At 36.7% G+C, this 12,106-nt stretch carries 7 protein-coding genes and 1 pseudogene; all 8 read right to left on the bottom strand.

Going from position 1 to position 12,106, the window contains the following annotated elements:
• Window positions 1-3: 3 nt before the first annotated feature.
• Window positions 4-285 carry an excalibur calcium-binding domain-containing protein gene (locus tag AC1TO6_RS19815; protein ID WP_482103319.1) on the bottom strand — a complete coding sequence of 94 codons (282 nt, stop codon included), beginning with the start codon at window positions 283-285 and terminating at the stop codon, window positions 4-6.
• 101 nt (window positions 286-386) lie between these two features.
• The gene (locus AC1TO6_RS19810) at window positions 387-1,328 is read right to left on the bottom strand and encodes a 3-hydroxyacyl-CoA dehydrogenase NAD-binding domain-containing protein (RefSeq protein ID WP_482103318.1); all 942 of its coding nucleotides are present in this window, start codon (window positions 1,326-1,328) and stop codon (window positions 387-389) included.
• Between the two features lie 837 nt (window positions 1,329-2,165).
• The gene (locus AC1TO6_RS19805; protein WP_482103317.1) at window positions 2,166-3,590 is read right to left on the bottom strand and encodes an NAD-dependent succinate-semialdehyde dehydrogenase; all 1,425 of its coding nucleotides are present in this window, start codon (window positions 3,588-3,590) and stop codon (window positions 2,166-2,168) included.
• A 345-nt stretch (window positions 3,591-3,935) separates the two neighbouring features.
• Window positions 3,936-5,567 (bottom strand): flavin-containing monooxygenase, encoded by a 1,632-nt coding sequence (locus AC1TO6_RS19800; protein ID WP_482103316.1) that lies wholly within the window; start codon window positions 5,565-5,567, stop codon window positions 3,936-3,938.
• 861 nt (window positions 5,568-6,428) lie between these two features.
• Window positions 6,429-7,478 carry a 2,3-butanediol dehydrogenase gene (locus AC1TO6_RS19795; protein ID WP_482103315.1) on the bottom strand — a complete coding sequence of 350 codons (1,050 nt, stop codon included), beginning with the start codon at window positions 7,476-7,478 and terminating at the stop codon, window positions 6,429-6,431.
• A 762-nt stretch (window positions 7,479-8,240) separates the two neighbouring features.
• Window positions 8,241-8,414: an IS66 family insertion sequence element accessory protein TnpB gene (gene tnpB / locus AC1TO6_RS19790; protein ID WP_482103326.1), complete on the bottom strand. Its 174-nt coding sequence runs from the start codon at window positions 8,412-8,414 to the stop codon at window positions 8,241-8,243.
• 829 nt (window positions 8,415-9,243) lie between these two features.
• Window positions 9,244-11,223: a sigma-54-dependent Fis family transcriptional regulator gene (locus AC1TO6_RS19785; RefSeq protein WP_482103314.1), complete on the bottom strand. Its 1,980-nt coding sequence runs from the start codon at window positions 11,221-11,223 to the stop codon at window positions 9,244-9,246.
• 481 nt (window positions 11,224-11,704) lie between these two features.
• Window positions 11,705-11,979 (bottom strand): annotated as a pseudogene (locus AC1TO6_RS19780) (IS4 family transposase); the annotation flags it as partial.
• Between the last annotated feature and the right edge of the window lie 127 nt (window positions 11,980-12,106).

Genomic DNA, 12,106 nt, shown 5'->3' with positions numbered 1-12,106 from the left:
TTGTCATTCGCAAGCCCACCCATCCTTGTCACGATCCATTTTCGACTGGTATGCAGCATGACCTTGTGGGACGCCGCTAGGATGTACTGTCTTTAAGTCTGTACAGTTTTTAAAATTTGTTCGTGTTGAAGGAGCCGGTTTTGGTTTTGGTTTTGGTTTCGCCACTGGCTTAGATGTGACCGGTTTAGGTGCTGGCTTAGGTGTTTTCTTTACAACTGGCGCAGTTACCTTTTTGCCGTCTTTACATGCAGTCGAAGCTGCGTGTTTAACCCCGTTACTAGTCACGGTTATATCACAATTAACCGGTGTTTTATATACCTTAGCCCCGACTTTATTCAGTCTACTCTCTACAGATGAGTTAGGATGGCATTAACTGATTTACCTGATTAATTATTTTTCAGCATTTTCATTAATCGGAAGAGTGAAATATTTTTACTACTTAAAGCATTCTGCTTTTCATTATCATCCCATTCGTAAAAACCTTTACCTGTTTTGATGCCTAATTCCCCCTTTTCGACTTTTTCTGTAAGAAGCTTTGCTGGCTCTGTTCTATTTTCTAAATCCTTATAAAGGTAAGAAGCGATAGACAAATGAACATCTAATCCATTTAAATCTCTTTGCTCTAATGGACCTGTGAACAATAAGCGTACTCCTAAACTCCAACGAACAACTGTGTCTATGTCTTCTGCAGTAGCAACTCCTTCCTCTAATAAAGAAATAGCTTCCCTTGCCATTGCGTGTTGGATACGATTTCCGATGAATCCTGGAATATCTTTTTTAATCAGCACAGGCTCTTTTCCTAAATCCCGGAAAAGTTGTAATACTTGATTTGCAGTAATATCGGCCGTTCTTTCCCCTTTTACTACTTCAACCAAAGGAATGATAGAAGCCGGCATAAAAAAATGCGTGCCAATAAATCTTTCAGGATTATCTAATACTGAGGCAATGGTATTAATGGATAAACCCGAAGTATTTGTTGAAAAGATGGTTGATTTTGCGCAAATTTTTTCCAATTTTTTAAATAAATCCTGTTTTATTTTCATATTCTCTGGAATCGCTTCCACAACAAGCAAAGATTCACTTGCATCTTCTAAACTAGTAGAGACAAAGATTTTTTCCATTAAGGACTCACTATCTGATAAAGAGATAATTTCGTATTTCCTTAACAAAGAAACTTCTTCCTCAATCTTCGCTTTTGCCCCTTGAATCACTTTTTCATTCAAGTCAATTAATCTCACAATATAATTGTGCTGTGCAAATAGTTGAGCAATGCCTAACCCCATGGTTCCAGCACCAATTACTGCTATTTCCTTCTTTGTATTCTTCAACTCTACACCTCCACTTTATAAATGCATTTCAATAATCTGTTTTTTAGCTAGAGCGACTTTTCCTTACAGATAGAAAAATCCCCAGCAAACCAACCTATACCAGAAATATCTTTGAAAATATTAACCTTTCACTTCATTGGTGAAACACCTATTACTACGCAATAATCATGCCAACCTTCAAAGCCCATACATATTGCTACTTTGTTTGCATTTACATTTCAACATGATGTTGCAATTTTGAAACAATTATAATGCAACAAGTCCTTATATCATTGTCATTACAGCGTTTTCTCAACTTCGATACATGCTTTCTCATTTTTGAAACTAATTAAGAATGATAACTCATCCACCTGCAGTACCTTGATTCTACGTTTGCTTATTGCACCGCCTTTTGATATGTACATCTTAATCCAAGACGTGATTCCGATCCATCGACTTAATCAACTCAACATGCACGTATGTTTCCTCCTCCTTTAATCAGTGCACGGAATGTACATTCGCACTTTAATAACAAATAAACACTTAACTAGAGTTACCAAAAGTGGCTCATTGTTAAGTGTTTGCTTGCTACCTTTTATTCAACTAAAATATCATTAAGTCATGTTCATTTTATTTTTCTTCCATAGCTGGTTTCGTCGGGTCAAGGACAACCCTCCATGAATAGATCCCGTCCTAAAACGGACTTAACTTTTTTGTTTCCAAGTGAAGTCTGATTTGGTTGTAGAAGTTTGCCAGGACAACAGAGTTAGTTGCAAACGCGGAAATGAGACATTGACCCCGCGAAATCATCTGGTTACATTCTCCCCTCAACTTGTTTAATACAACTTTTTACTGATTTTAACCACGTATTGCTACAGAAACTAATTTTGTTTCAAGATAGTCTTCCAAACCATATCGACCACCTTCTCTTCCTAACCCACTTTCTTTTACTCCACCAAAGGAAGCTTGTACAGCAAATGGCGCAGGATCGTTAACTCCTACCATTCCATACTCAAGCTTTTCTGAAACTCGGTGAGTTCTAGAAAGGTCATTCGTGTAAAAGTAAGAAGCTAAACCATACTCGATATTATTTGCTTTTTCTATAACCTCATCTTCAGTACTAAAACGAATTAATGGAGCAACTGGACCAAATGTTTCTTCATAGGTAATTTTCATCTCTTCGTTAACATCTGCTAGTACTGTTGGTAAATAGTAACTGCCGCCCTCATATTCATTCTCAGTTAACGCTTTACCACCACAAAGTATTGTAGCTCCTTTACCTACTGCATCCATAACATGATCGTGTGCTTTACTAACAGCATCTTGATTAACCATTGGACCCACTTGATTATTTTCATTTATTCCATCACCGACCACCAAGGATGCAACTTTATCTGCAAAACGTTGTGCAAATGTATCATAAATCGAATTATGTACGTAAATACGATTGGCAGATACACATTGTTGACCAGTTGATGAAAACTTACTGCTAATAGCACCTTCGATGGCAAGGTCCATGTCTGCATCTTCAAATACAATAAACGGAGCGTGTCCACCTAGCTCCATCGAAACACGTTTTACTGTGTCAGCCGATTGACGAATGAGTTTCTTTCCAACTTCTGTTGATCCTGTAAATGTAATTTTTCGAACCGTATCACTTGCCATTAGTTCTCCAACAATATCAGAAGCATTCCCAATGACAAGGTTCACAACACCTTCCGGAAGACCAGCTTCATCGAATACTTTGAAAAGCTCTACGGATGATAAGGGTGCCTCACGGGATGGCCGCAATACAACCGTACAACCAACAGCTAATGCAGGCCCTAGTTTTCTTGCTGCCATGGATAGAGGGTAATTCCATGGTGTAATGGCACCAACCACTCCAATTGGCTGCTTTAGAACAGAAATTCTTTTATTTGTTGCAGAAGCAGGAACAATATCCCCATAAACACGGCGAGCTTCTTCCGCATACCATTTAAAAAAGGCGATGGTGCTCCCAACCTCATAGCGAGCATTATGGATCGATTTGCCCATCTCTTTCGTAATCGTCTGGGCAAGGTGATCTTTTTTTTCTTCCAACAGTTCAACTACTTTGTGCAAATAAGCACCGCGCTGTTCACCAGTTAGTCCAGACCATAATGGGAACGCATTCTTTGCTGCTTCTATTGCCAGTTTAGTTTCTTCTTTTCCCACTAAAAATACTTTGTCAACGAATAGACCATTTGCTGGATTTTTCACTTCTAATACCTTGTTCGTCTCTAACCATTGCCCATTAATATACATTTCCGACTCCCCTTTTCCATTTATGGAAATACTCTATTATTAATTCAAATAATATATTTTGACAACTTGAATTACCCCTCGACATGATCATTCTGAGATGTTAAATATTCTAGATATACTTGTATATTTTTATAGTTTTAAATTCGTTTATACTTTTACTAAAACAGTAGTTCTACTTCAGAACCAGTAAATACTGTTTTAGTAATCGCAAGATTAATTCACAAATTCATTCATAACCTACAATAATAGTAATATATAAAATTGCAATATCAATCACCTGTATAGGTTATTAGTCCAATGTTAAAGATTTTGTGGACTGTTCCAGATTTATTCAGTAATATTATCTCATTTCACTTTAGCCATGGCATGATCGAATATAAAGCCTTTGTAGCCCTCCTCTGCCAATATCTTTCTGTAGTTTCCTAAGCCTCCCATATAGAACATGACTGTGTTCTTCTTGCCAGGGATGTTCGCTCCGAAAATCCACGATCCGGTTTTCGCAAATAGTGTCTGGTTTGCGATGTTACGACATGTTTCGACCCATTCCTCCTCAGCCTTTTGCGTTGGTTCGATGGTTGCGATGTCGTTATCTACTAGGAATTTTACGGTATCGCTAATCCATTCAACCTGCGTTTCGATACTTGGCGGCAGATTCGTGAAAGGGCCGTTCGGACCTAGAATCATGAATAGATTCGGGAAATCGGTATTCGTCATTCCAAGATAACCGGTAGGTCCGTCTGCCCATTTCTCGCGCATTGATTCACCATTACGACCACGCATGTCAATCTTAGTATAGTTTCCGTCTACCGCATCAAAGCCTGTTGCATAGATCAGTACATCCAGCTCGTATTCACCATCTGTTGTTCGTACACCCTTTGATGTGATTTCTACGATCGGGTTCTCTTTGACATCGACTAGCGAGACGTTGTCACGATTAAAGGTTTCATAGTATCCGCTGTCGCATAGTGGGCGTCTTGCATACAATCCAGTTGGACATAGCTTGCGTGCTGTTTCAGGATCCTGGACAATTCCCATGATCTTCCTGCGAATAAAACTAGCGGCGGCTTCGTTGGCCATAGGATCTGTAGTAATGTCGCTGAAAGTTTCAAACATGAAGCGGAAGCCGCCCCCTTTATTCCAGGCCTTCTCAAATACACGTTCCTGATCTTCTCTCGATACCGAACTCGCAGGCACGGTGCTTTCTTCGATCCCGTAAGCCACAGAGGAGGTCTTCGCCTTATTCCATATCTCATCGTAATTTTCCTTTATCTGGTTGATTTCCTCTTCTGATTGAGGTCGTTTCCCGGACGGAACACTGTATTGGGCTGTGCGCTGGAATACTGTTAAGTGTTCGACTTCTGGAGCGGTGGCGATAACGACCTGTACTCCAGTTGACCCGGTACCGATTACACCCACACGCTTACCTTTTAGGTCAACACCGGATTGTGGCCATGCGGCGGTATGATATTGCTCGCCCTTAAAGGTATCTCTGCCCTTGAAGTTTGGTACATTCGTTGCCGATAGCAGGCCAAGCCCAGTTATAAGATATTTTGCAGTGACTGTTTCACCTCTGTCCGTTGTGACCTCCCATAAGTTCGTATCTTCATTAAAATAGGTTGCTGTTACCTTTGTATCGAATTGATAGCTGCGGCGCAGGTCGTAACGGTCGGCAACGTGGTCGAAATACTCTAGAATTTCGGATTTTGTCAAATATGTTTCTTTCCAAGTCCACTCTTTAAGTAACTCCTTGTCAAAAGAAAATCGATAGAGATAACTTTCAGTATCTGAAAGTGCGCCAGGATAACGGTTCCAGTACCATGTACCGCCGACATCTGATCCTTTATCGTAAGCTCGGACGTTCAGGCCCAGTTCATTGCGAAGCTTGTGAACAGCGTAAAGACCACCGAAACCTGCGCCGATAACAACTGCATCGAAACTCTCTAATTTCGTTTTATTGCCAATATTAAGTTTGTTCATAATGGTTTTCCCCCAATTTATTTGTTTTATTTTTTTATTAATTTGGTTGACCCTTGGACATTATTTTCTTCATTCTAGGTCAGCTCCCATGCGGTAGCGCCAGTTCTGATACAGCACTCATAGATATTCTAATTTTCTAATAGCATTTCAGTTTTCCTCTCCATAGTTTTTATAACTGATTCCCTCCTCAATTTTCCAGATTTTTCAACCCTGTAATTGAATACGTTTACAACTTTATAGTTTCTAGGTTGATTCACTTAATTTATATGCAAGTATCGTGCCAAATTAAATTCTGAGCTTGTCCTGCTCTTTTTTATTTAGTTTTAATTTAGTGTTGCAGAATTGAAAAAGCATTTTAATAACAGAGGTAATATGGATAATCTAATCTAATTCAAACCCCTCTACTTATCCCAAGTTTGCGACAATTTTCCTTGTTTTTGTGACAGTAAGGAATCTTTTTCTTAAGCTCTTTTATTATCTGTTTGCATGTACTCCGATTAATGGCTGCTTTTGATAACTTTCACTTTGAAAATTTTCTCATTCTCGCGTTTGCTACGAATAATAAGACTTCTATAAAACTAGGCTTTCCTAATGAGAGGGGTAAGTCCCAGTTTACAACAAACTATTTTCTGCTCTTTTAGCGGAGGTATTGATATCATTAATAACCACTGCAAAACCATCACTTGCTAATCTAAGGGCAATCCCTTGTCCAGAACCGGTCAACAGCTACTTTTTGTTTGGCCATACTTCCCCCTCCTCTTGGCTTATAAAATTCATAGTCATCCTATTAACTTGTGGTAATTATGATTTTTTATTATCAATTGAATATTTAGATACCTATTTCTTCGAGAAATTCATCTATCACAATTCCCCGCTTAATTTGACAAGAATTTTCACCTGAGATTTATCATTTGTTAGAGCTTTAATTCCCTTTTCAACAATTTCATCTAATTCAATTTGGGCCGTAATTACCTTTTTTACATCCAATTGTCCAGTAGAAATTAAATCTATAGTTTGTTTGAAGGTTACCGGTTCGTAAGCTAAAGTTGCCATAACTTTTACTCCACCATTAGTAAGATCAAACGGGTTCCATTCGATATTTCCTAAAAAGATTGATACTACCATGACCAATCCTCTAATTTTTGTTGAATGAACAGCTTGTTTAAATGTAGTTGCTATACCCGCTACTTCAAAAGAAACATCTACGCCATTTGGACAAATTTTTCTAATCTCATCAACTGGATTCGTTCTAATGGGGTTAATGATATGAGTTGCTCCTAATTGTAATGCTTTCTCGAGCCTAGTTTCAGAAACATCTAAAGCAATGATTTTCCTAGCACCTGCTGTCTTGGCAGCCATAATGGTAAGTAAACCAATTGGCCCCGACCCAAAAACTGCTACAGAGTCTCCAATAATCAAACTAGCTTCCTTTACTGCCTGAACTGCTACAGCAGCCGGCTCAACTAAAGCTCCCTCCGCTAGCGATAAAGTTTCCGGCAATTTAAATGCATTTTTTTCTGGTATCACCGCATAATCCGCAAATCCACCGTCTAAGTTTAAGCCAATCGTACTAAACCCATCAAAGATATCCTCTCTTGGATTTTGCAATCCTTTTGTTATGATTGGATAAACAGCAATACGATCGCCAACTTTAAACTCTTTGACACTGGAGCCCACCTCTTCTACAACACCCGTAAATTCATGCCCTAAAGTGACTGGTGCTTGACCTCCGGTTATAGGATCTGGACCGTCTACGGGAATAAAAATGGGACCGTGTTCATACTCGTGTAGATCTGTCCCACAAATTCCTGTCCAGGCTACTTTTACCTTTAATTCATCATCTTTCATCTCTTTAAGTTCTCTTTCTTCAACTCTAATATCCTCTTTTCCATACCAAACTGCTGCTTTCAAATTCATACCCCCCAATATTTGTTTGCAATAGTTTATATAATGAATTGAATTGTAAAACGATAACGGGACATACAATCGTCAATTCATATTAGTAATTGTAATTCTAGTAACAATTCCTCCTTTGATTCATTTTTATGTACTTCTGTATATTTATAATGCAATAACCGTGCCAAGTATAAAAAGTCGAATTCTTAGTATTTTAGATTAAAAGAGAATCTCAATTTTGATACAGATTTTACTAAACAGACGTCCTTATGTCTAAAAAAACCTTATAATTAAGGGTTTCTTAAAATTGAGGCACTTTTTCTCATTTTTGACACACTTATATTTGAAAAATTAATTTATTACCAGAATCTCATTTCCTTTAACAAGGGGGATATCAACTAAGCAAGGGAATTCACCAACTGTACCTTTAGACAGATTTCTCCTTTTGGATTAAACGCTTCTATATCGCTTGCCTAGAAAGCGTCAAATAGCGCCCGCCTATCTTTCAGTGAGCACTTACTTTTTATAATTCGTGCTTATAGTTGAGTTTAGCCCGTAGCGCACATTTTGTTTTTCCAGATTAGCAGTTTTCTCTGCGAGTTTTTCAATTGCAGAAGAGATGAACGCTACTAATTTTCCCATAATAAATTAAAAGGAATTCGACATGACTCGACGAATTCCTTTTTCAAACAATGTTTGCAGAAACTTTTGTATGGGAATGTTTTTGTTCGTGTAGTAGACCATCGAGTATCCAGTATAATTGTCGATAGTTAATCGCTAACGATTGTATTGCTTGTCCATCGGACCATTGATATAGACAGTTTTCCAACCTTCGGTAGTAAGCCAGAATCCGTTATGACCCCAGTGAAGGATTTTCAGTTTGTCGCGCTTGCGATTACAGAAGAATAAACTAGGAAAAAATGGATTAAGCTGATAACTTTCTTGGACAATCTGCTAATCCATCAATCGATTTTAGTAAATCGGTACCTCCGCAGACTGGATATACGCGATCAATCGGTGTTTACTCGCTTTAAATGCTTCAATCCTTACCTGTAACATGACTCGCTGTTCGTCTCTGAACATGAAAAACCTCCTAACCATGATGTTAATGTGATTTCCACAAAACAGTAAGAGGTTAGAAGGTTGGGTGTATTTGACGCTTACCTTGCTAATACGAGCGTCAAATAGTCCACACCTATTTTGCGCTTTTTGAATATGCGATAATTTCCTCAAGACAGTTTAGGAGGTGGTTTTCTCAATGACACAAGCAGAATAAAAAAAGAATGGGAAACTCAAGTTGTGGCCTTTAAGACTAGCGGACAAAGTATACCAAAATGATGCGCGGTCCAAAATCTTAAAAAGTACAAGCTTCGCTATTAACAGAAGATCGGAATCTTCAGAAGCAAGCTATTCTATATCAACCTAGTGGTTTTCGGTTGATATAGAATAGTAGCCCATTGGTCGTTAAGGTTGGACAGGTAGATATACTTCCAATGTAGATACAGAGGATACTAATGTTTTAGATCACTAATAAAGGGTCTTCGACTTTACCGGCATCTGCCACGTCTGAGAGAATACCTATATAACACATAAACGTTTACGCTAAAACTATAGAATTCACGAAATTAATAAAAGCCCTAATCAAAAGATTAGAGCTAATAAGTAAAGTTAATTTCACAGTAATCAAATTATTAAAAATCGAAGATTGATATGAATATAATAAAAATTAATCTTTACCTAAAGAAAAATATAATAAGCTTTAAATTAATCAAATATCCTATTACTTTATGTTTTTTATATCATAATTATATCTCTTCAATTTTCTGTAAACCGTACTACGACTCATATTCAATTTCTTACAAGCTTTTGAAATATTCATGTTTGATTGATTCAGCACAGATAAAATCCAATCTAGTTCCGCTTGTTCTACTGGATTAGATACTTGTTGAGTAATTTGTCTTTTTTGATAACTAATTTCATTTGGAAGATTTTCAGGTATTATTTGGGATCCATCAGAAAAATTCACAGCATATTCCATGACATTTTCTAGTTCACGTATATTACCAGGCCAAGAATATTTTTTTAAAATCTCCATTGTTTCGTGAGTGATATGAAATGGACCTTGATGTTTTTTTAGGGATTGTTTCTGAACAAAATGATTCGCAAGTATAGGAATGTCCTCACGTCTATCGCTCAACAATGGGCTTTCTATTGAAATAACATTAAGGCGATAATAAAGATCCTTTCGAAAATTCCCATTTTCTATTTCTCGTGAAAAGTTTTTATTGGAAGCTGAAATAATTCTAACATCCAATGGTATACGTTTGTTATCTCCAAGCCTTGTAATTTCTTGTTCTTGTAAAACCCTTAATAGTTGAACTTGTAAATCCAAAGGCATGTCACCAATTTCATCAAGAAAAAGAGTTCCTTTATTAGCTAATTCAAATTTCCCAATACTTCCTTTCGGATTTGCACCAGTAAATGCCCCCGCCACATAACCAAATAATTCACTCGGCAGCAAGTGCTTAGGTATTGCCGCACAATTTAAAGCAACAAATGGATAATTCGTCCTATCGCTTGCATGATGAATTGCGTTCGCAATTAACTCTTTACCAGTACCGCTATCCCCAGTAATTAAAACCTTTGAGTCGCATGAAGCAGCAACCTGTGCAATTTTAATTACTTTCTTAAATGAATCAGATTGTCCGATTAATGATTGGAATGAGTATCTTACATGATGACTATGATTAACTCTTTGAGGGATAATTCCCCTTTTTTTCTCCATAATTGCAATTAAACCAATGAAACTATTTCTCCATGAAATTTTTTTGTATCTCACTTGGTAAGAATCTTCAAAAATCGTTACTTCATTTTCCCAACCTTTCACTTCTGATAATTTATTATTTTCAATTTCATTCGCTAATAGTACTTCTATTTCAGAATTGGAACCAGCAATGTTGTTCCAAATAGATTTCCCTTCAGCATTACATAAAATCACTTTATGATTTCGCCATTGATTAATCGCATCAAAATAAATATTACTCAACATTTCTCTTAATTGATAATGATCCTCATAAACTAACTTTTCTATTTGATTTGTAAGCCAAATAGTTTTGGCGACCGTTAGAGGATGATAAGCTTCTATAGTTGAAGAAAGGTTAATTACGCCTAAAACATTATTCGTAAGCGGTTCCAAAATAGGTGCAGCTGTACAAATCCAATCGTGACACCCCAGAGAAAAATGTTCTGCTGAAACAAGTTGTACAGGTTTTTTTTCAAGTATAGAAATACCAATTCCATTCGTACCTGCATATTTTTCTTGCCAACAGGACCCAATACCGGCATTAACATTTTTATCTATTTTACTTGCTAATGAAGGATTACCAAATCCCTCCAAAATAACACCATCACTATCACTAAACATAACTATACTATTAATTGAATTAAGTTCTTCTATTTCATACTTAAGTATCGGTTCAGCAATATGAAGTATTCTATTTCCTTTTCTGATTTCTTTTATTTTATCCATAGAAAAGTTTTTTGTTGTGCCTAGCATAGTTGGATCAATATTATCATATTTCGTACTTCTTTCCCAAGACTCATATATAAAGTTTCTAAGTTTGGGAATTTCATTGTTTAATTTTTGCTTTTCAATTGAATTAAAGAAAAATTGATTCCACATTTCAAAATGATTTTCCCTTACAATAGGAAAGTCATTTATCTCAAATTGTTGGTAATTTGAGGTCGGGACAATTGACATTTTCAACACCGCCATAATATTATTTCTTTAGGACCATTTGAAAATATAATATTGGACATTGTTCACTTTATACTCTCTAGATTACCAATTTATACACTCAAAAAAGACAAAAGTATTTCAGGTAGTATTTTTATCTATTCTTAAAATTTTACAGGAGACTGAATTCAATATTATTTACAAGTCTAACTGAAATATTAAAAAATTGAAACATAATATAGATATTCCTAACTATATTAATTACCAGACTTAAAAGTTTCCACAAATTATTACGACTACAAATAAGGAATTAGCAGACGCTAGAAATCAACAAAATGCTGACTGTAATAATTGACAGAACAGATTTATTCCCCTGTAAAGACAGGCTGTTCCTTCATTCTGTCGTAAGATCCAAATAAAACAGCCTGATCTAGTTTTTCATTCATTTGAGCTGTTTCCATGTTGGTATCCTAGTCATTGTTTACGCAAGTTTGGTCAGTCTAACACGGCTAATTTTCAGGATTTCACGTTTACTCTGCGCCTCTATTAGTACCGACACATTCAAGCAATATACGATTAGTGCGAAATACACCTGATTATGAAAAGCCCACTCGCTTTGACCATAGAACTTTTTGTTGTTCTTATGTTGTTTAATCCATTTAAAAACAGTTCATGCCCAGCGTAATTTGTACATCTCGGAGAGTCTGCACTCAAGTCAAACCGATTGGTGACGAGTTGTAGTTTACTCCCTCTTGAATCCTTTTCTTTGAGTAAGCGAAAACGGGGGCGACCTATGGCTGTCAAGTAATTTCCTTGTCGGTCTACCATGATTCTGGGACACTTATTCTTTAATAATTTTATTATAAATGTTTAATGTAGCAAACGATTTATTTATAAAAGGAGGCTA

This window comes from Sporosarcina sp. Y352 (genome assembly GCF_056786535.1).
This window is presented reverse-complemented; position numbering and strand designations above follow the sequence as displayed.